The organism is Isosphaeraceae bacterium EP7 (assembly GCA_038400315.1).
In the GTDB taxonomy this organism is placed as follows: domain Bacteria; phylum Planctomycetota; class Planctomycetia; order Isosphaerales; family Isosphaeraceae; genus EP7.
Genome location: CP151667.1, coordinates 1,003,822 through 1,025,036, shown reverse-complemented (window position 1 = coordinate 1,025,036; position 21,215 = coordinate 1,003,822). Strand labels below are relative to the sequence as shown.

17 protein-coding genes are annotated in these 21,215 nt (G+C 68.1%); 15 read left to right on the top strand and 2 right to left on the bottom strand.

Features of this window, described 5'->3' with window-relative positions:
- Positions 1 to 84 precede the first annotated feature (84 nt).
- The 13 genes from EP7_RS04090 (at position 85) to EP7_RS04030 (ending at position 13,222) form a co-directional block, all read left to right on the top strand.
- Positions 85 to 1,620, top strand: a complete 1,536-nt coding sequence (locus EP7_RS04090) for a peptidylprolyl isomerase (RefSeq protein ID WP_463526315.1) — start codon at positions 85 to 87, stop codon at positions 1,618 to 1,620.
- Between the two features lie 87 nt (positions 1,621 to 1,707).
- A complete protein-coding gene (locus EP7_RS04085) occupies positions 1,708 to 2,307 on the top strand; it encodes an RNA polymerase sigma factor (protein WP_463526314.1) in 600 nt (199 codons plus the stop codon).
- A 516-nt stretch (positions 2,308 to 2,823) separates the two neighbouring features.
- Positions 2,824 to 3,675, top strand: coding sequence for a LolA family protein (locus tag EP7_RS04080; protein WP_463526313.1), 852 nt, complete (start codon positions 2,824 to 2,826; stop codon positions 3,673 to 3,675).
- Positions 3,676 to 3,894: 219 nt separating this feature from the next.
- Complete coding sequence (locus EP7_RS04075; RefSeq protein ID WP_463526312.1) at positions 3,895 to 5,082, top strand: hypothetical protein; 1,188 nt, start codon at positions 3,895 to 3,897, stop codon at positions 5,080 to 5,082.
- A 184-nt stretch (positions 5,083 to 5,266) separates the two neighbouring features.
- Positions 5,267 to 6,592 (top strand): spinster family MFS transporter, encoded by a 1,326-nt coding sequence (locus EP7_RS04070; RefSeq protein WP_463526311.1) that lies wholly within the window; start codon positions 5,267 to 5,269, stop codon positions 6,590 to 6,592.
- 295 nt (positions 6,593 to 6,887) lie between these two features.
- The gene (locus tag EP7_RS04065) at positions 6,888 to 8,378 is read left to right on the top strand and encodes a hypothetical protein (RefSeq protein ID WP_463526310.1); all 1,491 of its coding nucleotides are present in this window, start codon (positions 6,888 to 6,890) and stop codon (positions 8,376 to 8,378) included.
- Positions 8,375 to 8,962, top strand: coding sequence for a FliG C-terminal domain-containing protein (locus tag EP7_RS04060; protein ID WP_463526309.1), 588 nt, complete (start codon positions 8,375 to 8,377; stop codon positions 8,960 to 8,962). Before EP7_RS04065 ends, EP7_RS04060 begins: the two co-directional genes overlap by 4 nt.
- A complete protein-coding gene (locus tag EP7_RS04055) occupies positions 8,955 to 9,272 on the top strand; it encodes a FliG C-terminal domain-containing protein (RefSeq protein WP_463526308.1) in 318 nt (105 codons plus the stop codon). The genes EP7_RS04060 and EP7_RS04055 overlap by 8 nt, the downstream gene beginning before the upstream one ends.
- A gap of 129 nt (positions 9,273 to 9,401) precedes the next feature.
- The gene (locus tag EP7_RS04050; RefSeq protein WP_463526307.1) at positions 9,402 to 9,983 is read left to right on the top strand and encodes a FliO/MopB family protein; all 582 of its coding nucleotides are present in this window, start codon (positions 9,402 to 9,404) and stop codon (positions 9,981 to 9,983) included.
- Complete coding sequence (locus tag EP7_RS04045; RefSeq protein ID WP_463526306.1) at positions 9,980 to 10,918, top strand: flagellar type III secretion system pore protein FliP; 939 nt, start codon at positions 9,980 to 9,982, stop codon at positions 10,916 to 10,918. The genes EP7_RS04050 and EP7_RS04045 overlap by 4 nt, the downstream gene beginning before the upstream one ends.
- Before the next feature lie 36 nt (positions 10,919 to 10,954).
- Complete coding sequence (locus EP7_RS04040) at positions 10,955 to 11,221, top strand: flagellar biosynthetic protein FliQ (RefSeq protein ID WP_463526305.1); 267 nt, start codon at positions 10,955 to 10,957, stop codon at positions 11,219 to 11,221.
- Between the two features lie 22 nt (positions 11,222 to 11,243).
- Positions 11,244 to 12,035, top strand: coding sequence for a flagellar biosynthetic protein FliR (locus EP7_RS04035; protein WP_463526304.1), 792 nt, complete (start codon positions 11,244 to 11,246; stop codon positions 12,033 to 12,035).
- 131 nt (positions 12,036 to 12,166) lie between these two features.
- Positions 12,167 to 13,222, top strand: a complete 1,056-nt coding sequence (locus EP7_RS04030) for an EscU/YscU/HrcU family type III secretion system export apparatus switch protein (RefSeq protein WP_463526303.1) — start codon at positions 12,167 to 12,169, stop codon at positions 13,220 to 13,222.
- 162 nt (positions 13,223 to 13,384) lie between these two features.
- On the opposite strand, the gene thrS is transcribed toward EP7_RS04030, so the two are convergent.
- Positions 13,385 to 15,580, bottom strand: coding sequence for a threonine--tRNA ligase (gene thrS, locus EP7_RS04025; RefSeq protein ID WP_463526302.1), 2,196 nt, complete (start codon positions 15,578 to 15,580; stop codon positions 13,385 to 13,387).
- A gap of 184 nt (positions 15,581 to 15,764) precedes the next feature.
- Positions 15,765 to 16,400, bottom strand: coding sequence for a Uma2 family endonuclease (locus tag EP7_RS04020; protein ID WP_463526301.1), 636 nt, complete (start codon positions 16,398 to 16,400; stop codon positions 15,765 to 15,767).
- Between the two features lie 162 nt (positions 16,401 to 16,562).
- Between EP7_RS04020 and EP7_RS04015 the strand changes: the two genes are divergently transcribed.
- Both EP7_RS04015 and EP7_RS04010 read left to right on the top strand, forming a co-directional pair.
- Positions 16,563 to 17,180, top strand: coding sequence for an RNA polymerase sigma factor (locus tag EP7_RS04015; RefSeq protein ID WP_463526300.1), 618 nt, complete (start codon positions 16,563 to 16,565; stop codon positions 17,178 to 17,180).
- Between the two features lie 62 nt (positions 17,181 to 17,242).
- A complete protein-coding gene (locus EP7_RS04010) occupies positions 17,243 to 21,196 on the top strand; it encodes a protein kinase domain-containing protein (RefSeq protein ID WP_463526299.1) in 3,954 nt (1,317 codons plus the stop codon).
- Positions 21,197 to 21,215 lie beyond the last annotated feature (19 nt).

The following is a 21,215-nucleotide window of genomic DNA, read 5'->3' as shown; positions in this document are numbered from 1 at the left end:
GGGAAGGACCCCGCGCGCACCGGCCCGATCGACGGGCCGATGCGAAACGGAGGGGACGGATCGGACCACGGAAGGGAACAGCCGATGGATCGGCGACTCGCCACGGTGCTCCTGGCACTGTCCACGATGTCCGGCTGTGCTCAATCGCGATCGGCCATGCCCGGCCCACTCAAGCAGGGTGGCTCGTCGGCCGAGATGGGCGAGCTGACGCCGATCCAGAACGCCATCCAGGGGGAATTCCGCACGGCCCCCGGGCGGACGGCGCCCGGCGCAACCGCTGTCGTGGCCTCGCCCACACCTGCGCCCCTGGAAGCCGTCCAGGCCCCCGCGCCAATGCCCGCCGAGCCCCTGGCCGCGGCCGCAGAGCCGCTTCCGCCTCTTGGCCCGGAGCCGACGGCGGCGGCGCCACTGCCCGACGCCAAGACAAGCATGTCTCCCGTCGACCCGGCCGTCGTGCCGACCTCAGCTCCGCCCGAGGCGTCCGCGACCGCGATCCCGTCGGCGACCGAAGCCGCCGTGGTGATGAAGCAGCCGAAGATCGACCTGGAAGGGATCTTCCCGGCCGGTGGGCCCGCCGCCCGGGTGGGCGACGAGATCATCACCATGCATGAGCTGAACACGCTCATCACCGAGCGCCTGCTCGCCGTCTCCGCGGAGCAGAGGCCCCCGCCCGAGCAGATGCGCGAGATTGGCGCGATGATCCTCAAGGAGATGATCGAGCGGAACATGGTCCTCCAGGAGACCAAGCGCGAGCTGAAGTCTCCCAAGCAGAAGGAAGCGTTCAAGGAATACGCCCGCAAGATCTGGTCCGAGGAAGAGCTGACCCCGCTCCTGGCCAAATACAAGGCCGTCGACGAGCCCGAGCTCAAGCAGAAGCTCAAAGAGGGCGGCAAGTCGCTCGACGACATGTACGAGACGTTCCGCCAGAACCTGCTCTATCAGACCACCCTCAGGCAGAAGCTGGCGGGCAAGATGAAGGTCGACCTGCCCGAGATGCAGGCCTACTACAACGCACACCTGGCAAGCTATGAACAGCCGGCGTTGATTACCTGGCGCGAGGTCGTCGTCGACACGACCAAGTTCCCCGATCGGGCCACGGCGAAGGCCAAGGCCGAGGCGCTCCTCGACCGCCTGACGAAGGGGGAAGACTTCGCCAAGCTTGCCACCGCAGAGAGCCAGGGGGTGACCGCCTCCAAGGGAGGCCTCTGGGAGACCTCCCCCGGTGGATACCTGATCGGGCCGGTCAACGATGCCCTCGAACGGCTCCCCCTGAACCAGATCAGCCCCATCCTGGAAGCACCCGACTCGCTGCACATCGTCCGGGTCGAGAGTCGCCGCGCGGCCGGCCCCCGGCCCTTCTCCGAGGTCTACAAGTCCATCCATCGCACGGTCTTCGAAGAGAAGGTCAAGGTCCTGTCGACCGCCTACATTGACGACCTGAAGTCCCGCACCTTGATCTGGACCATCTTCGACCCTCCCAAACGGCGCCGGATCGTCTCCAGGAAGCGAACCACCCAGCCCGCAGCCGCTGCCGTCGCACCTGCATCCTCTGAAGCAGCCATCGAAGCGAAACCACGCCCCGAACCCGTCACCGCCGAGCCGTTCTCTTCGCCGCTCTGAGTTGGCAGCTGCGACGACGGGAAGCGGGAGGCCATCGCCGGGTCTCATCGCCGCGACGAACTCCTCTCCGAAAATCATCGACAAGAATTGGACGATTCGCCCGTCGCGGCCACTACTCTGCTGACGATGGGCAACGACGATCCGACCGATGCAGCTCTGGTGGCCAGGGTCCTGGAGGGTGAGGCCGAGGCATTCGGCGACCTCTACGACCGTTACGCGCGCCTCGTCCGGGCCGTCCTTCAGGGCTCGGCGAGGGGCGATGCGGCCGTCCAGGATCTGACGCAGGACTGTTTCCTGCGGGCCTACCGCAACCTCGGCCGGCTGCGTCAACCGGATCGGTTCGGAGCCTGGATTGTTGGGATCGCCCGGCAAGTGGCGCGAGAGCGTCGGCGAGCCTCTCGCCGCGACCGGCTCAGGTTCCCCGGCTCCGAATCGCCCGAAGCCTGGTCCGATCCGGATCAGGACGGGTCGCTCGAAGTCGCCGAGGAACACGAGTCGGTCGCTCGCGGGCTGGCTTGCCTTCCCGAGCGTGAACGTCTGGCCATCCACGCGTTCTACCTGCAAGAGAAGGACGCAGGGCAGGCGGCAACGCTCCTGAGGCTGTCGCGATCCGGGTTCTATGCGCTGCTGAGCCGGGCCATCGCCCGGCTTGCGGCCAACGTCGGCCGGGCCGAGAAGGAGGCGTAGCCAATGGCCTGCCCCTCGCAAGAACAGCTCGCGCAGATCGCTCTTGGGTTCGAAGAAAGCCCGCACCTGGCCTCGTGCCCGAACTGCCGGGCCGCGGTCGAGGCGATGCAGTCGCTCATCCGAGAGCTCGACGAGGCCCATTCCCGGTTCGAGCCGGGCCACGACGAGGCTCGCGGGCGGCTACTCGCCAACCTGCCGACGATCCGAGCATCACATCGTCATGTCGCCAAGTGTCAACTTTCACACTGGATAGGAAGGCTGACGATGAGACAACGATTTGCATTGAGCGGGACTGGAGTCCTGGCCGCGGCTGCGGTCGTGATGCTTTGGTTGGGGATGACCGCGAAGCCCGCGTTCGCTCTGGAGAAGGTTACGGAGAGCATCCGACAAGCGACCTCGTACCAAATGTTGATCTCGTTAGAACTGGTGCCCGTCCAAGAGCCGGGCAAGCCCGTCGCAACGCGGGGCCAAGTCCTTCACAGGGATGAGATCACATGGCAGGCGCCGAATTCTTACGTGACTGATTCCAAGGATCCGGCGTTTCAAGATTCCCTGGAAATCCTGCCTTCCGATCGGCCAGGCCTCAGGCTCGACCGCCGGAGGAAGACTTACGACCGTGTCAGCCCAAGGAGAGGCTATGTTTCTCCGCTCTTCGTCATGGCGAAATTGGCCCGATACTCGGGGGAGGCGGACCGGCAGCTCGGCACCAAGAAGATCGACGGCAAGCCGGCCATCGGCTTCGTCATCGATGCAAAAAAAATCGACCCGGACTCCTATCCCGGCCCCGTCGAAATTTGGGTCGATTCGCGATCCAGCCTCCCTGTCCTCGTGCTCTTCACTACGAACACATCAGGCCAAAATATCTTGATTCGTGAGGACAATTTCCGATGGAATCAGCCCATCGATCCCGGGCTGTTCGATACGACGCCACCTAAAGGCTACACCGATGCGACACCGAAGCCGCCTTCGCTCGCCGAGCAGATCGGCCACCTGACGAAGGCGCTCTCGAATTATGCGGTGCTGAGCGGCGGGCATTATCCTCGTGGCAAGATGGTCTACGGAGACGTGACCCGCGACGAGATGGTCAAGCTGAGCGGGCTCGCCGAGTTCCCGCCCAGGACAGACGAGCAAATCCGCGACAAGAGGTCGGTGCTGATCCGGGAAGCCGGCATGGGCTTCGGCCACCTCAACGTGATCTTGCGGGAAAACTCCGACGCCGCCTATCACGGCAAGTCCGTCGGTCCCAAGGACAAGGACAAGATCCTCCTCCGCTGGAAGCTCGACGACGGGACCTATGCAGCCCTCTTTGGTGACCTTCACAGCGAAACCTTGAGCGAGGCTCGCTTGCGTGAGATCGAGGCGAAATAAGGCGACCACCGGACATCGGTCCCAGGAAGCAACCACGAGCGACGATCGGGACCCGGGCGGCGGCCCCGTCCCGATTGTCGCATTCCAAGACGGGGATGCATTGGGGTTGAGCGATCCCTGGGGGTCTGTTAGGGTCCGGTTGAAACCGGGGCGGAGGATTCTCCCCGGGGTCGGTGGAGACGGCATCTTGGATGGATCTGGGCAAGGAGGCCCCCGGCGATGAACCGACGCTCGGCGCTCTGGCTGACGATGCTCATGGGCGGACTGGCTCCCTTCCGGGCGCTGGGGCAGCAGGTCTCTCCGCGCAAGGCAGGGTCGCCCAAGGCGGGCCGCATTCGCGCCGTCTCCGACGACACCGACCAGCTCGACGAGCCGCGCAAGAAGGTGAAGCGGGGCGACCCAGTCGACGAGGATCTCGACGCAGACACGGCCGAAGAACCCGCGACCGAGGACCAGCCCCCCGCCGACTTCGGCACCGACGGCGGCCGGCACTGGCGCACCTTCGATATCAAGCGATACACAGCCCTTCCCCACAAGGCCACGGCGCCGCAGTCGGCCATCGTCGACTGGGTCTTCCGAAGAACCGAGGTCGGGCCCTGGCACGACGACAAGATCGCCGCCCTAAGCGCCAGCCGCGCCCGGGTGGCCGCCTACCACTCCGAGAAGGTGCTCAAGCAGGTCCAGGAGGTCGTCGAGCGGTTCACCGAGGCCGAGTTCGACATCCTCTCCCTGCGCGTCCAGATGGTCGCCGCCGGCGATAGCCGCTGGCGTTACCTCCAGTTCGCCCGCCTGAATTTGATCGGGACCGGCCCCCAGGGACAGCGGCTCTGGACCGTGCCGCATGACGTGGCCACTCAACTTGTGACCCGGATGCAGGACACCCCCGGGTTCCTCAACCTGGCCGACCAGACCATCCAGCTCATCAACGGCCAGACCCTCACGTTCGAGCGGTTCACTTCGCAGACCTACAACGGCAGCCTCCAGCGAGACAGCGGCGCGGCGCTCGGGGCGCAGCCAAAGGCCGAGGCGATCCGCGAGGGGATCGAGCTGAAGATCAGCCCGCTGTTGACCTACGACGGCGACGCCGTGGACGCCGCCATCGAGCTGACCGCGAACACGGTTCGCCGGCTGCACTCGACCCGGGTGCTGGCCGCACGCGACGTCGGGCCCAACGAGGCGGCCGTCGAGGTGCCCGAGGTTTGCGGCACCCGCCTCAGCCAGACGGTCAAGGCCTGGCCGCTCAACCAGACGTTGATGATCTCGGCCGGAATCCTGCCGGGCATCCTCCACCCGAACAAGAACGGGTTCATGAACCTGCGGTTGCCGGGGACGGTTCCCTCGACCACCGAGCTGCTCCTGTTCCTCCGCGCCGAGCCGATGGAACGCACGCGGCCAAGGCGAGACTGATCCGAACGCGGAGGCTCCTCCGGCGGGTCGACTCGTCGGGGGCGGGGCAGTGGCGTAGAATGCCGGCTCGTTCGCGGATGTCCCCCCGAGCTGGCCCTGGCGACCCTCCTTGATGCAACCCGTTCAATTCGAAGCCCGGGGGCCGATGGCGGGCTCCACGCCCGCGTTTTCGCGGGGAGCGGCCTTGTTCGCTCTCGCCGTCCTGTTCGGCATGAACCTGCTGAACTATGTGGACCGCTACGTGTTCTTCTCCGTGAAGGAGCTGGTCGCCCGCGACCTGAACCTCGACGACACGCGCCTGGGCTGGCTCGACGTCTCATTCATGATCGTATACACGCTGGCGTCGCCGCTGGTCGGCTGGATGGGCGACCGCTACCACAGGCGACGGCTGATGGCCTTCGGCGTGGCGCTCTGGAGCGTGGCGACGGTCGGGTCCTCGTTCGCGACCGACTTCAGCCATCTCTTCTTCTGGCGATCCTTGCTCGGCATCGGCGAGGCCAGTTATGGAATTCTGGCCCCGACCTTACTTGCTGACCTCTTCCCGCCGAAATGGCGGGGTCGCGCGATGGGCGTTTACTTCATGGCTCTGCCGCTAGGCGGCGCGGTCGGCTACGGGATCGGCGGCTGGGTCGGCGAGCATTACGGCTGGCGCCACGCCTTCTGGATCGTTGGCCTCCCCGGCCTTGCCGCGTCGCTGGCCGCGCTCGTGATCCACGACCCGGGCCGGGGGGGCTCCGCCGGATCGGACAGCTCAAAAAAGCCGGGCTGGCCTGAATATCTCAGCATCCTGAAGACCCGCAGCTTCGTCTACAACACGGCGGGCCTGGCCGCCGTCACGTTCGCCACGGGCGCCTTCGCCGCCTGGGGCGCGGTGTTCTACCAGCGGGTCCGCGGGATGTCGCCCGGTGAGACGGGCATCATCGGCGTTCTGATGGGGCTCGGCGGCGCGGTCGGAATCGGCCTGGGCACCTGGGGGGCCGATCGACTCCAGCGGCGGATGCGCCGGGCTTACATGATCTGGGGAGGGGCGGCGGTGGCGCTGGCGTTGCCGCTCAGCATCGGCGCCATCATGGACCCGAACAGGGTGGCGAGCCTGAGTCTGCTGTTCCTCGCGTCGGTGGTGATGTCGTCGGTACTCGGCCCTTGCAACACGGTGACGGCCAACGTCGTGCCGGCCGATCGCCGCGCGGCGGGCTACGCGATCAGCATCTTCCTGATGCATCTCTTCGGCGACATCAGCTCGCCGCTGATGATCGGCTTCCTTTCCGACCTGTTCGGGAAGCCCTCGATCACGGGCTCGGGCCTGGGCATCTGGCTGACCTCTGTGGGTGCCGGCGCGGTCCCCTCTCCTGCGGGCCCAACGAACCTCATCGTGGGGATGCTCACGCTGGTGCCGATGCTGGCGCTCGGCTCGATCTTCTTCTCGATCGGCTCGCGTTACCTGCCTGCCGACCAGGAGCGCGCCCGCCTGGCCGGCGGCGACGGAGCGGGCCCGGTGTTCTACCACTGAGCCAGTGTCGTGGCCCCCCGGCATCCTCGCCCTGTCACGTTGACAGGATGAACGAATTGTGGCCCAATCCCGACTCGCAGCGATGAGGGCCCCGCGGTCCCAAGGAAGGGACGACGGGGGCGAGCCGGATCGGGGATTCTGTGCCTGACTGCCTTCGGGCGGGCGGGCCTCGTCCCGGTGTTCGGTGTCGGACCGGGACGCCCGCGGCCGGGCCATTCCCGCCTTCTCTGCGCCCGGAGTGGCTGCGTCGTCGAACGACGCGGGCCGGGGAACTGTCGCCAGGAGGGGGACGCCAATGCGGACCGACAATCCCGACTCGGGTTCGCTGCCGGGCCGGGTCCGCGGCCAGGCCGCCCGCGCCAAACGCTGGGCCGCGGCCCTGCCGCCCGCCGCCAGGCTCGGGCTGCTCATCGCCCCGCTGGCCCTGGCGCTCGTCGCCGGATACCTCGCCAACGGTCAGCCCGCCGAGAGCGTGGTCTGGTTGTATGACGGGCGTTCCTTCAACTCCGATGAGGCCATGGCCATCACCCGGGCCCTGGACGCCAAGTCGATCGCCCACCGCTCCGACGAGCGAGGCCGGATCGGCGTCCGTTCCGAAAAAATCAAGGAAGCCACCGACACCATCGAGAAGAAGAAGGTCGGCCCCATCTCCATCGCCGACCTCGAGCAGCAGCTCCAGGACTCCTCGATCTTCGAGTCGTCGGCCGCCCACGAGGAGAAGCGTAACCGAATCAAGGAGCGCATCCTCGAGTTGAAGATCAACCAACTCGACGGCATCGACTCGGCGCACGTCTCGATCAACCGGCCCAGGACACGCAGCGGTCTCCGCGGTTGGGAGCCCCCCAGGGCGTCGGTCTGGCTGAAGACGACCCACGACCGGAAGCTCGGCTCCGAGACGATCCAGGCAATTCAGCTCCTCGTCGGCTACGAGCCCGACCTCAAGCCCGACGCCGTCAGCGTCATCGACACCAAGGGCCACCCCTATCTCGCCGCGGGCAACCCATCGATCGGCCAGCTCTCGCTCGCGAAAGCGCGCCAGGAGGAGCTTGAGGCCGACATCGCCTCTCGGCTCGACTGGATTCGCGAACTACGCGTCATTGTCCGGGTCGATGCCCCCGTCCCCGTCGCCGCGACCCCGGCAGTCGCCCCGATCGGGACCGAAGCTCCCAGGGCACTGGCCAACCGTGGGATTAGCCTCGACGAAGAGTCTGAGCCCGAGACCGGCCCCGTGGCCGAAGCCCCGGCACCGCGCAGGCCAGGCCTGACCACGGTCCTGATTCAGGTTCCCCGCAGTTATTACGTCGCCTGCTTCCGCGACGCGGTCCCGAGGCGTTCTCCCTCGGCCGATGACTTGCTCCCGTACCTCCAGAAGACCTCGTCTCTGATCCAGACGGCCGTCGCCGCCCTGGTACCGGCCGACGAGCTCGGCGAGATCAAGATCATCACGATCCCCGATCAGGTCGCCGAGAACGCGACGGTAACCGCTCCCCCGTCGCAACCGTCGGGATGGAGGTCGGAGCCCTGGTTCCCGGTGGCGCTCGGCCTGGGCGTGGCCATCTCCACGCTGCTGGGGGCCCTGCTGCTGGGCCGGCTCGCCCGCAGGCCCGCCCCGATCGTGGCCGCACAGCCGAGGCGCGGTGGCTCCGGGCTCGACCTGGCCGAGACCGACGCCGCAGGCACCGGCCCCGGACCGTCGGGTAGGGTCCGCGACCTGATCCGCAACAATCCCGAGGCCGCCGCCGGCGTGCTCCAACGCTGGATCGGCGAAGGGGGACAGGTCGCATGATCCGCGCCGACGCCAGGACCCCTACCAACGGCCAGGCCGTCCCCGATCCGCACCTCCACGGCGTCGAATCCGCCGATGATGGCTCGTCGCAGATCCGCAAGGCGGCCATCCTCGTCATCAGCTTGGAGCAACCCCTTGCCCAGCTTCTCCTTGCGCAGCTCGACCGGGCGTCCGTCGAGGCCGTGACCCTCGAAATCGCACGGCTCGATCGCATCGCACCCGCTGAACAACAAGCCGTCCTTGAGGAATTTTACGGCCTGGGTCTCAGGCGGCTCCGATTCGTGTTCGATGACGTGGTCACGATGGACGATAGAGACTTGTGCAGCGCGTTCCATGACGAAGATGCCGCGACCTGGGCCCTGGCCCTGGCCGGTGCCGCCAGGCCCGCGCGTGAAAAGCTGCTCAGGGCGCTCCCGGCCGGTTCGGCCGACGCCCTGGCCTTCGAACTCGCGCGGGTGGGCCACTTCAAGCTGGACGACGCGGAGGCCGCGCAGTCCGAGCTGGCCGATCGGCTCCGCCAGCTCCACGACCTCGGTCTCTTGACGCTTCCGGACCCGAGCGGCCAGGAGGAAATCCTTGTCTGACCTCGTCGAGATCGAAGACCTCGGCTCCTTGGATTCGGGCGACCTGCGGGCCGTCCTCAACCAGGTGACCCCCGGCGAAGTGTTGGAGGCCCTCATCGGTGCCCCCGCCTTCGTCCGCAAGCAAATCCTCACCAAGCTTCCCGCCGCCTTCGCCGCTCAGATCGAGCGGACGATGGAGGATTACGGGCCGGTCTCCCTGGAGTCCGTCCGCCTGGCACAGAGGGCCGTCGTCGAGGCGCTCTGTCGACTTAGCCGCTTCAGCCAGGTCGCCTTCGACGACCCCGAAGATATGGCCGATATGGTCGCCTGACCCGACCGATTCGCCTCCCGCCCGCCTCCATCCAAGGGGACGGGCGAGAGGCCGTTTTCGGCACGAACGGACGCGCGGAGCGCGGCCACAGCCCACGAACCGACACCCAGGCCCGGCAAGGATCCGCCGATGCATTTGCGAAGGCCCGCGGGACCGCCCGCGACACCTCGAGCCGTCGCGGCCCGCCTCGTCCTGCTGACGTGGCTTGTCTGCGTCGGGATCTCTACGCCTGCGAAGGCCGTTGAGCCTCCGGCGACGCTCGCCCTGCCCTCGACGGCCCGCGATCACGAACCCGCCGGGCGCATCCCTCGGACGAACAAAGGGGCCCGCGGCAGCGTCGCCGAGCCCGCTTCGTCGGGGTTCTGGTGGCTGGGAACGGCCGGGGTGGGCCTGGCCCTCGCGGCCTTCGGATGGGCTAGCCTGGCGGCTCGCGGCTATCGGCCCGGAGGAGATCCGGCGACCCTGCGGGTGCTGGGCCGCACGTCCCTCGGCTCCAAGCAAGCGGTTTCTCTGGTGCAAGTCGGCGACCGTATTCTGATTGTCGGCACCGGCGCCCAGGGGGCTCCATCCTTGCTCGGAGAAATCGACGATGCCGACGAGATCGGCCGGCTCGCAGGCGTCGGCAGGCGGCCCGCCGTCACGCCACTTCTGGCTTCGACGCGTGCCGCGACCCTCGCCACCCGGGACGCCCGGCGGGGGGAAGGCGCATGAGCATGAACCTCCTCAAGAATCCGTCACGTTCGCTCGTCCTCGCTCTGAGTGTCGCGACTCTTTTCGCGATCCTCGGGGCCGGCCCCGAGGAGCAACCGCCCCAGGTTCGCCTCAACCGAGCCCCTCAGTCCGTGAAGGCCAAGCCAGTCGTCACGGTACCGCCAGCCGTCACTGGCGTCTCGTCGGTCCAACCCGCGATCAGTCCCGCTGATCCTTCGATCCAGCAGGCCCAGGCTCCGGCTGCCTCGGCATCGACCGGGTCGCCGGCCATGCAGCCGACGGACTGGTTCAAGAATCTGCAAGGCGTGCCGCTCTTTGCCGCTGTGTCACTGGCGCCCGCGGCGGTGCTGATGGTCACGGCCTTCGTGCGCATCAACATCGTGCTCGTTCTCCTGCGTCAGGCCCTCGGCAGCCCGCAGGTCCCCGGCAACCAGGTGCTCTCCGCCCTTGCCTTGCTGCTCACGGCCCTGGTGATGAGGCCCGTGGCGACCGACGTCTACGACCACGCCATCACCCCGTTCGCCGAGCATCGCCTGGATGCGACCCAGGCCTGGGAGGCCGGCTCCGCCCCGATCAAGGCGTTCATGCTCCGGCAGATCGTCCGCACGGGCCATCAGGGATACCTCGAAGAGCTGCACGACCTCACCGCCCCCCCCGGGCCCGGCCGCGTCGAGCCCGACTACGTCGACGAGTTCCCCTTGATCGTGGTCGCCCCGGCTTATCTGCTCAGCGAGCTGACGACGGCCCTCTGGATCGGCTTCGCCATCTACCTCCCGTTCCTGGTGGTCGACCTCGTCGTCTCCGCCGTACTGGCCGCGATGGGCCTGTTCATGCTCCCTCCTTCGCTGGTCTCGATGCCATTGAAGCTGATCCTATTCGTGCTGGCCGACGGCTGGATGCTCGTCGCCGGCATGCTCCTCCGCGGCTTCTCCTAGACCTTTCTCGCAGCAACCGATCGGAGGGGAGGCACGATGGATAGCTCGCTCGTTGTCGACTGGTCGGCCGAAGCCCTACGCATGGCGCTCCTGCTGGGCGGGCCTCTGCTGGTGGTGGCCCTGGTGGTAGGCCTGCTCGTCGGTGTGGCCCAGACCCTGACCCAGATGCACGAGCCCGTCGTGGCGATGGTCCCGCGCCTCGTCGCGGTGCTGCTCGCGGCGATGGTCGCGCTCCCCTGGCTGGTCTCCCGCTGGGTGTCCTACACCGTCGAGCTGATCGGCTCGATCCCGGACAAGCTCTGATGCGGCCAGACGGAGCGACCCGATGACCCAAGCAAGCTGGGCTCAGCTCACCGGATTACAGGCCTGGTGGCCCGTCGCCCTGGTCGCCGCGCGCCTCTTCGGCCTGGCCTCGGTCGCCCCCGCCCTCGGCACGCCGGGCCTTGGTGCCAGGATGCGCCTGATCCTCGCCGGGCTCCTGGGCCTTTCCCTGGCCCCGGCCGTCCTGCGTGCCGGCGCACTGTCCGCCGAGGCGCTTCCGTGGCCAGGCTTGCCCGCCGGAGTCACGTCGCTGCTGGCCGAGGTCGTCACCGGCGGCGCGCTCGGACTCTCGGCGGCGTTGATCGTGGCCGGTGCTCGGCAGGCCGGCGAGATCGTCGGGTTCCAGGCGGGCCTCTCGCCGGCGGCCCTCTTCGACCCCGAGGCGGGCGACTGGCTCACTCCGCTGGGGCACCTCTATGGCGCCGTGGCCGTCGCGACGTTTCTCGCGCTCGACGGCCCCTGGGTCCTGGTCAAGTCGGTCATCGAGAGCTATCAGGTCGTCCCGCTGGGCGGCCTCCCGCTCACCGAGCACCTGGCCGCCTGGGCCTTCGCCCGCGTCGGCGACGCCCTCTCGTTGGCCATCCGCGCGGCCGCCCCGCCGGCGTTGGCGATCGCGCTGGCCGGATTCGCCGTGGGACTTCTGGGCCGTGCCGCCCCGTCGCTCCAGCTCGTCGCCCTGGCCCTTCCGGTCCGCTTCCTCGTCGGGCTGCTGACGGTCGGCCTCGGTGTCGCGACGCTCGCCGCAACCTTCTCGAATGCCTGGCAAGATTGGGCCGTGGCGGGATTGACCGAATAACCTCGCCGCCTATTCGCACATGGAGACGAACAGCCTTATCTCGCTGACGTCAAAAAAGCGTCAACCTTACGCCTTTACGCAAGCCACTCGCAACACTTCGTCCGGCTCAGACCTTTCGCCGAGGATTGATCGTGTCGGAAGACGCCGAAGACAGGACACTGGCCCCTTCCAAGCGTCGGCTCTTGATGGCCCGAGAGCACGGCCAGGTCCCCCATAGTCCCGAGTTGACTGCCGCTGCCGGGCTGCTCGCCGGCGTAGCCCTGCTCGGAATCTGGGGTGACGCCCTGGCCAATGGCCTCGTCGCGCTGATCTCCCTGCCTCTCTCCGGGTCGATTGGCCCCGAGATCGACCCTTCCTCACTGGTTGATTCCCTGCGAGAACCGCTCCTCTCGTCCATGTTGCCGTTGCTGGGCATCGTCGGCGGCGCATGGCTGGCGGCGATCCTGGCCCACCAGACGCAGGTCATGGGCCTCTTCGCCCCGCAACTCCTTGTGCCCGACATCGCACGCCTCTCGGGCCACGGGGAGAGCCTAGTCTCGCGCGGTTCGCGTGGGCTCTGGGGCCTGGCCCGGGCGACGCTCATCGTCTTGGCCGCGGCCTGGCTCATCTGCTGGCGGCTTCCCGCCTGGCAGAGCCTGGCCGACCTGGGCATCGGCGGCGTCGCGATCGCTTCGGCGCGTGCCGCCCGCGAGCTCGTGGGGGCACTCGCCCTGGCCACCACGGCGCTTGGCCTGGTGGACCTTGCTATGCGTCATCGCCAGTTCACGACCCGGCTGATGTCGACCCCCGAGGAAAGTCGCCAGGAGGCCAAGGCCTCCGATGGTGACCCGGCCTTGCGTACCCGACGCCGCAAGCAAGCCGAGGCCTGGCGAAAGGAGCCGACCGACGCCCTCGTCGGGGCTCGACTGATCCTGACCGGCCCCGCCGGCCTGACCCTGGTGCTCAGCGGAGGCCCACCCCCCAAGCCCATCCTGGTCCGGGCCGTCGTCCGCGGCCCTGGCGGCCTTCGACTCAGAACTCAGGCCGAAATCGAGCGAATCCCACTCCTCCACAACCCCGCCGCCGCCCGTCGCTTCGCCCGCAGAGGAGGGGCGACTCCCGAAGCCCTCGCGCTTCTCGCTGCCGCCTGGCCCCGCAAGCCGGCCGAATCCGTCGTTGCAAACGGCGCCGAGATCGCAGCGAACTAAGAATTGCGGTCACCTCCGCAGCGATGCCGACGGACTTTCGACCGAGTCGCTCCGGGCCTCATGCCTCCACGCAGCAACCATCATCACAAAAACAACTTAGAACGAATCCAAAAAGAGGTCGCCCCGCCCGATTGACTCTCCAGGCGAGGCGATCCCGGGGGATCAGTAGGTATGATCCTCGCCGTGGTGCTCATCCGTGTCCACGGCGGGGGGTGGTGTCGGCGGGCGATAGGCTCGGGAGTCGGACTCAGACTTGAGCTGGGCGACGACCTCGGCCAGGGGCTTGGCTCCCTTGTCGCCGTCGAGGCGATCTCGATAGGAGACAAGGCCCGCCTCGGCTTCCTTGACGCCCACGACGAGCATCACAGGGATCTTCTCGAGCTGGGCGTCGCGGATCTTCGAGCCGATCTTCTCGGGTCGGCCGTCGATCTCGGCACGCAGGCCGGCGGCTCGGAGGGAGTCCAGGACCGTCTGGGCGTAGTCGGCCACCTTCTCGGAGATGGGGAGCACGCGGACCTGCTCGGGGGCCAGCCAGAGCGGGAAGGCGCCGGCGAAGTGCTCGATCAGGATCCCCATGAACCGTTCCATGCTGCCGAACGGCGCGCGATGGATCATGACCGGCCGGTGCGGCTGGTTGTCGGCGCCGGTGTACTCGAGGCCGAACCGCTCGGGCAGGACGTAGTCGAGCTGCACTGTGCCGAGCTGCCAGCTCCGGCCGATGCAGTCCCTGACGATGAAGTCGGCCTTGGGCCCGTAGAAGGCGGCCTCGCCTGGTGCCTCTTCGTAGGGCAGGCCCATCTCGTCGAGAACCGCCCGGATGTCGGCCTCGGCCCGTTGCCAGATGGCCCCTTCAGCCCCCTGATACTTGGGATCGTCGGGGTCGCTGCGCGAGAGCCGCACCTTGTAGTCGTCCAGGCCCAGGGTCGTCAGCACGAACTGGGTCAGTTCCAGGGTCGAGCGGAACTCGGCCCGAACCTGCTCGTCGGTGCAGAAGAGGTGCGCATCGTCCTGGGTGAAGCCGCGGACGCGCGTCATCCCGGAAAGCTCGCCCGACTGCTCGTAGCGGTAGACGGTGCCGAACTCGGCGAGCCTGACGGGCAGGTCGCGGTAGCTCCTCGGCTGCGCGGCGTAGATCTGGATGTGATGCGGGCAATTCATCGGCTTGAGCAGGTATTCCTCGCTCACGCCAAGGTCCTGCACATAACCAACTCGCCCGGCCGGGTCGAGGGCGAAGTACGACGTGGCGGGGGTCCCCTCCTTGCCGTGCATGTTCTCCGGGATTCCGGCGTCGGCGAGCAGCTTCTTCTGCCCGACGTCGTCGATCGTCCCCTTTTCCAGGCCATCCACCAACGCCATGGCGGCGTCGCTGAGCATCCGGATCGGCGGGAACTGGCTGTCCTTATAATAAGGATAGTGGCCACTGGTCTGGTACAGCTCGATCTTGCCGATGTGCGGCGTGTAGACCGGCTGATAGCCCCGGCGCATCAGCTCGTCCTTGAGGAACGTCTCCAGGACCCCGCGGATCGTCGCCCCCTTGGGCATCCAGAGCACCAGGCCCGAGCCGACCAGGGGCGAGATGGTGAAGAGGTTCAGCTCTTTGCCGATCCGCCGGTGGTCCCGTTTCTTGGCCTCTTCCAGCCGTGTGAGGTGGGCGTCCATCTCCTTCTTGTCGAAGAAGGCGGTGCCGTAGACGCGTTGGAGCATCTTGCGGTCGGTGTGGGCCTTCCAGTAAGCCCCGGCGATGGAAAGCAGCTTGAACGCGCCCACCTTGCCGGCGTGCGGGATGTGCGGGCCGCGGCAGAGGTCGACGAACTCCCCCTGGCGGTAGAAACTGAGGATGCCGAACTTGTGCAGCTCGTCGTCGATGTGCTCAACCTTGTAGCCCTGCCCCAGGTCGCCGCAGAAGGTTCGGGCCTCGGCGGCGGGCAGGCTGAAGCGTTCGAAGGGCTCGGCCAGCTTGGTCAGCTCGGCCATCTCCCGCTCGATCGCCGGGAAATCTTCTTCGGAGAGCGGCCGGTCGGGCAGGTCGACGTCGTAGTAGAATCCGCCCGAGGTGGTCGGCCCGAATGCCAGTTGCGCCCCCGGGAACAGCCGCAGGATGGCCCTGGCCATGATGTGGGCCGTGGAGTGCCGCAGCACGCCGAGCGCCTCGGGGTCTCGCCCGGTCAGCAGCCGCAGCTCGATGGGCGTCTCGCGATCCACCTCCAGCGGGCGCTCGAGGTCGACGATCACTCCGTCGACCACCGCGGCGACGGCCGCGTCGGCCAGCCTCCGGCCGATTCCTTCGGCGATCGACTTCGGGCTCGTCCCGTCGGGATACTCTTTGACCGAACCGTCCGGCAGCTTGACTTGCACCATCGAATCAACGTCGGCCGGCCTGGTGCCGGCCTCCTCTCCCGTGGACAACCGCGGGCGGTCCGCCCCCCCGACCCACAACGCCGGTCCGGGCACCGCCCCGCCCCAAGCCTAACGGAACCGTAGCTAGGTAGGCTAGATGCACTCGAAGAGGAGATCGATCCTGGTCGAATTGCTGACGTCCCACCTACGCCCCGGCTTGGCCCGCCATCCGGTCGATGAAGCCGAACAGCTTGGCCATGACGAGTTCGAACCCGGGCAGGAGAGGAGTTCGATAGGTCTCCGCCTCTTCCAACCGCTGTTCCTCACCGGCCCGAAAGACCGTCATGCAACGCTGGAAGCGGTCGGCAACCCAATACTCCTTGACCCCGCAACCCAGGTACTCATCTCGCTTCTCGACATAATCGCGATGCCGATTCCGCTTTCCGGCCGAGACGAACTCGATGACGATCGTCGGCGTTTCCTCGGCGAAGTTGGGGAGTCGACCCAGGCCGGCCCAGATGACGCGGTCGGCCCGGCGGCGGTTTGTACCCACGCGGATCGTGTGCTCGGGGAGTGTCGCATCCAAGGCCAACCCCTCGGGCTGCCGTTCCTGATAACTCAGCAGGACATGGGCAAGGAAGTCGACCGGCCCTCGTTCGAGGGGTGAAGGAGAAGGAGACACGACGAGGATCCCCCGAATCAGCTCGTAGACGTAGAACTCATCCCAATCCTCGATCGAGTCGAACTCTTCGGGCGTCATGAGCGTGCCGGCCAAGTCGAGGGAGATCCTCGCCTCGGGTTGGGTCTCCGGCTCGGCTCTTCGGGCCTGGATCGTGGACATGTCTGGGCCTCCCTCCGTTGCTCCTGGGTGTTCATCGTCGGCCACGGGCCATGGCGGCGGCAAGAGGGGATTGCGGCTAGCCTTGGCAAACCGTTGCTCTGCCGGGTAGTCTTCGAAGCGAGCGGGCGGCGGGAGAGTCGGGCCTCGAAGGGGAGGGTTCGCATGTCCGTGGGCGAAGTCGAGGTGGAGGGCGACGGCGAGCTGGCGGCGTTCCTGGCGAGGATCCAGGCCGGCGACGACGACGCGGCACGCGAGCTTCTCACTCGGTATGAAGCCGAGGTCCGGCTGGTCGTGCGCAGGCAACTGCCCCGGCTGCTCCGATCGAGGTTCGACTCGGTCGACTTCCTCCAAAGCGTCTGGGGCAGCTTCTTCCACCGGGTGCGCACCGGGCCCGGGGTGGCCGAGTTCCAGGATACGAGGCATCTTGTCGCCTTCCTGGCCCGTGCTGCGAAAAATAAGGTTATCGACGAGTATCGCAAGGCCGCCAGCCGCAAGCAGGACATGCACCGCGAGGAGCCGCTCTGGGTCGACGGCGACAGGCCACGCGACCTCGCCGACGGCGGGGCGAGCCCCAGCCAGCTGGCCCAGGCACGCGAGGTCTACGACCAGCTCAGGGACCTGCTGCCCGAAGAGAAGCGGGTCGTGCTTGAGCTTAAGGCCGAGGGGCTCTCCAGCAAGGACATCGGCGACCGGCTCGGGGTCAGCGAACGGACCATCCAGCGTGTCCTGGAAGACTTGCGACGACGGTCCGAGGCGCAGCACGAGGCCCCGCCGCACTAGGACAGGTCCGGCCTGGGGCGTGATCGACCGGCTTCGAGGTGAGCGTGAGGGACGGCTCGGAAATGACTCAAGTCGCCTCCGGACGGACCTGGGACGAGGCCGAGGCCCCCGGCGCGGCCCGACTGGCACGGCGCTTCGAGGCGGCCTGGCGCGAGGGGATGCGTCCCGACCTCGCCTCGTACCTGCCGGACTCCCCGCCCGAGCGACCTGCCGTGCTGCTCGCCCTGCTCAGGGCCGAGATGGGCCTCAAGGCCGAGGAGGGGGAAGTCCCTCGTGTCGAGGTCTACCGCGGGCGATTCCCGGCGGAGATCGCCGGCGAGGTGCTGGTCGGCCTGGCCTACGAAGAGTTCTGCCTGCGAGAAGACGCCGGCGAGGAACCCGAGCCGGCCGAGTACCTGGCGCGATTCCCCGAGGCCTCCACCGCCCTGCGCAGGGTGCTCGACATCCACGGCCTGGTGGGCTCGGGCACCACCACCACGACGCAAGACTGCGATGTGTCGGGCGGCGTCGCCTTCCCCGAGGCGGGCCAGACGATCGGCGGCTTCCACCTGGTCGAGGAACTGGGCCGGGGCGCCTTCGCCCGGGTCTTTCTGGCCCGCGAGCGGCAGCTCGCCGACCGGCCGGTGGCCTTGAAGGTCTCGCGCACCGGATCGCGAGAGCCCCAAACGTTGGCCCGGCTCCAGCACACGAATATCGTGCCGGTGCACTCGTACCGGGTCGACCCAGCGACCGGGCTGCACTTGCTCTGCATGCCCTATTTCGGCGGGCTGACGCTCGCCCGACTCCTGGCCAGCCAGGCGGACGAGCCGGTACGCTCGGGCGGCGATCTGGTGGCGAGGCTCGACCAGATCGCCCATCAGACCGGGGCGGCGGCAACGGGTCGGTCGACGGCCCGCGCGGCGCTGGCCAGGCGCACCTACCCGAGGGCCGTCGCCTGGTGGGCCGCGCGGATGGCCGAGGCCCTGGAACATGCGCACGACCGGGGTGTGCTGCATCGCGACGTCAAGCCGTCCAACGTGCTGCTGACCGGCGACGGCCTTCCGATGCTGCTCGACTTCAATCTGGCCCGCGAGTCGGTCGCGGACGACGCCGAGGGGCCCGCGACCCTCGGCGGGACGTTCGACTACATGGCCCCGGAACACCTGGAGGCCCTTGCCGACGGCCTGCCCGACGAGGTCGATGCCCGATCCGACATTTACTCGATGGGCGTCCTGCTCTACGAGACTCTGGCGGGAGCCCGGCCGTTTGCCTCGGCCAGCAAGGCCCGGACGGTGACTGAGACTCTCCTGCGGGCCGCCGACGAGCGTCGGAGGGTGGTCGCCTCGCCGCGAGCTGTCCGGCCCGAGGTCCCGCCCGATCTCGACGCCGTCGTCCGCCGCTGCCTGGCGCCCGACCGATCCCAGCGGTACGCCAACGCCACCGAGCTTGCCATCGACCTCCGGGCCGTGGCCGACGACATGCCCCTGAAATACGCCCGAGAGCCGCTTCCCAGCCGCTATCGCCGCTGGTCCAGGCGCAACCGCCGGGCCCTCATCGTCTCGATCCCCCTGGCCCTGGCGCTGATCGTGGCCGGGGCGACCGCATGGAGGGTGCGCGACGACCGGATCCAGCTCAAGGCCGACGCGAAGACCGAGGTGAAGCACGCTCTCACCGAGGCCAAGGGCGCGATCGCCGCTAATAACGTCGACCTGGCCATGGAGCGATTCCGAGCTGCCGCGTCACGCGCCAAGCCGTTCCCCGAATTCTGGGAGGCCCATCAGCGGGCAATCGAGGGACTCGCCAAGGCCCAGGAGATGCGTGCGATCCGCGACCGGGCCGAGGCGTTCCTCGCCCAGGCCGGCTCGATCCGATACGTGTTCCTCAACAAGGGTGAAGACCTGGGCAACGCGGCCGGTCGCCTGGAACGACTGATCGAGCCCTTCTTCGAATTCAATAAAGCCACCGGCAAGTGGGAGCGGCGGACAGTCCTGACCTTCCTGGAGCAAGAAACACAACTACCGAGGCTGAAGCGGGAGGTCGACGAGCTGCTGTTCCTCTGGGCGCTCGGGCACGACGAACTGCCCGACGCCTCGGCGCTTCGCACGTTCGCCCTGGCCCACCGCTTCTGGGGCCGCGCGGCCGTCTTCGCCGCCGACCCGGGGCCATGGGAGGCGCTGCGGTCGAGGCTCGACCCAAGCCGGGCCAAGGGACGGACGACGGCCCCGTCGATCGCCCCCTCACCCGGAGACCCGACGCTCTCGCCACGAGCCTGCTTCCAGTGGGCGATGCTGAAGAACGAGGAGAACCGCCGGGTCGACAGCATCGACTTCCTCACCAGGGCGACGCGTGACGACCCTGGCAACGCCTGGTACCACAGCGTCCTCGCCATGATCCACGACAGCAGCGGCAGCCTGGCCGACGGGTCGGGGGTCGAGCACGATGACCTCGCCCTCCAGCACGACACCGCCGCGCTGGCCATCGAGCCCGATTCGCCCTATTTCCGGTTTGCGCTGGCGCAGCACTACCGCCTTCGCAATGCCAACGAGCTGGCCCTCGGCGAATTCGAACAGGCCCACTACGACTTCGGCCGTCTGCCCAGCGACCTTCAGGATCCCGCCTTCGCCCGGCGTTACGCCCTAGAGATGGGCATCGTCCACCAGCAGCTGGGAAACGCCGCCGATGCCAGGCAGGAATACGACCGCCTGATTCGCGTGCCCAAGGACGACCATTACGCCCGCGCCGCCCGCATCAACCTGGCCAAGCTCGAGGTTGATTCCGGGTCGATGGAACGTGCGAGGGCAATCTACGATGACCTGCTGGTGAGGGCGAGGACCAGGGGCGACGATGACACCAAGGTCCGCGACGACGTCGAGGCCCGCCTGGGCCGGGCCCTCCTCGGCCTGATCCAGGGGAGGCCCTCCGAGGCCGAGGCCGATCTCAACCTGCTGCTCGGCCCCAACGGGCTCGCCGCCAGGGACCTGACGAGGCGAGCCGATGCGATGGCGCAACGGGCCAAGGCCCGCCTGATGCTCGGCAAGGACGCCGAGGCCTTGCGCGACGCCAGGGCAGCCGAACGGATCGACCCCAGCCCCTCGCACCGGCGCCTGGCCAACCGAGCCGCGCTGGCCCTTGGCGTTGACGACCTGCACAACCACAGGCCGGAAGACCTGATCTTGATGCCCCTTGCCGGGCCCGAGTTGAAGGCCGACCTCCGCCGGGCCGCCGAACGGCTCGCCCAAAGGGCCTACGGCAAGGGGGACCCGGCCGACGACCTCTGGGCCCGGCTCTCGTCGGCCCTGATCCTGTCGACGCTGGGCGATCATGCCGCCGCCGAGGCCGACGCCTCGAAGGCCCTGTCCGAAGCGCCGCTCAATGCCCGCGCCTCTCTGGTCCGCGCTCGGGTTCGCCGCAGGGCCGGTCGCCTGGATGCCGCGATGGCCGACGTGGATCAGGCGCTGCTCTGCGAGCCCGACGACCCCCGGCTACTGGAATTCCGCGGGCTCGTCCTCCTCGAGCTCGGACAGCCGGCCGCCGCGAAGATCGAGCTGGACCGGGCCCTGTCGCGTGGCGCCGAGCGGACCGTCCACGCCGTACGCGCCAGGGTCTTCGACGCACTCGGCCGTCGCGATGAATCCGTCGCCGAGTGGGAGCAGGCGCTGATCTATGACCCCGAAGATCCGCGCAACTACCTGGGCCGCGCCCGGGCCTGGCTGAGCCTGGGGCGGAATGACCAGGCCCTCATCGATCTGGAAGGGGCCGCGGCCTGGTCCAGCGATCATCCGTCCCTGATCCTGCCGATCACCTGGACCTACGCCCGCTGCCTACCGGACCGGCCGCTGCGACTCCACCGGTTCCTGAGGCTCGTGAGGCGCAGCCTCCTCTCGCTGACCGTCGCGCACACGGGCTTGGTGGTCTACCAGCCTCGCCCCGGCCGCCTCCCGAAGGGTCCCCCGACTCGGGGACCGGCCAACGCCGCCTTGACCCGGCCGGAACGGCGCCCCTACAATCGGCCTCCCGACGGGCGCGTGCCCGACTGACCCAGGCCACGCTGCGCCG

What these genes read in the sequence shown, in the direction of transcription:
- EP7_RS04090 (WP_463526315.1), top strand. Translation starts at nt 85, where the DNA reads ATGGATCGGCGACTCGCCACGGTGCTCCTGGCACTGTCCACGATGTCC.
- EP7_RS04075 (WP_463526312.1), top strand. Translation starts at nt 3,895, where the DNA reads ATGAACCGACGCTCGGCGCTCTGGCTGACGATGCTCATGGGCGGACTG.
- EP7_RS04065 (WP_463526310.1), top strand. Translation starts at nt 6,888, where the DNA reads ATGCGGACCGACAATCCCGACTCGGGTTCGCTGCCGGGCCGGGTCCGC.
- EP7_RS04060 (WP_463526309.1), top strand. Translation starts at nt 8,375, where the DNA reads ATGATCCGCGCCGACGCCAGGACCCCTACCAACGGCCAGGCCGTCCCC.
- EP7_RS04050 (WP_463526307.1), top strand. Translation starts at nt 9,402, where the DNA reads ATGCATTTGCGAAGGCCCGCGGGACCGCCCGCGACACCTCGAGCCGTC.
- EP7_RS04045 (WP_463526306.1), top strand. Translation starts at nt 9,980, where the DNA reads ATGAGCATGAACCTCCTCAAGAATCCGTCACGTTCGCTCGTCCTCGCT.
- EP7_RS04040 (WP_463526305.1), top strand. Translation starts at nt 10,955, where the DNA reads ATGGATAGCTCGCTCGTTGTCGACTGGTCGGCCGAAGCCCTACGCATG.
- EP7_RS04035 (WP_463526304.1), top strand. Translation starts at nt 11,244, where the DNA reads ATGACCCAAGCAAGCTGGGCTCAGCTCACCGGATTACAGGCCTGGTGG.
- thrS (WP_463526302.1), bottom strand. Translation starts at nt 15,580, where the DNA reads ATGGTGCAAGTCAAGCTGCCGGACGGTTCGGTCAAAGAGTATCCCGAC.
- EP7_RS04020 (WP_463526301.1), bottom strand. Translation starts at nt 16,400, where the DNA reads ATGTCCACGATCCAGGCCCGAAGAGCCGAGCCGGAGACCCAACCCGAG.
- EP7_RS04015 (WP_463526300.1), top strand. Translation starts at nt 16,563, where the DNA reads ATGTCCGTGGGCGAAGTCGAGGTGGAGGGCGACGGCGAGCTGGCGGCG.
- EP7_RS04010 (WP_463526299.1), top strand. Translation starts at nt 17,243, where the DNA reads ATGACTCAAGTCGCCTCCGGACGGACCTGGGACGAGGCCGAGGCCCCC.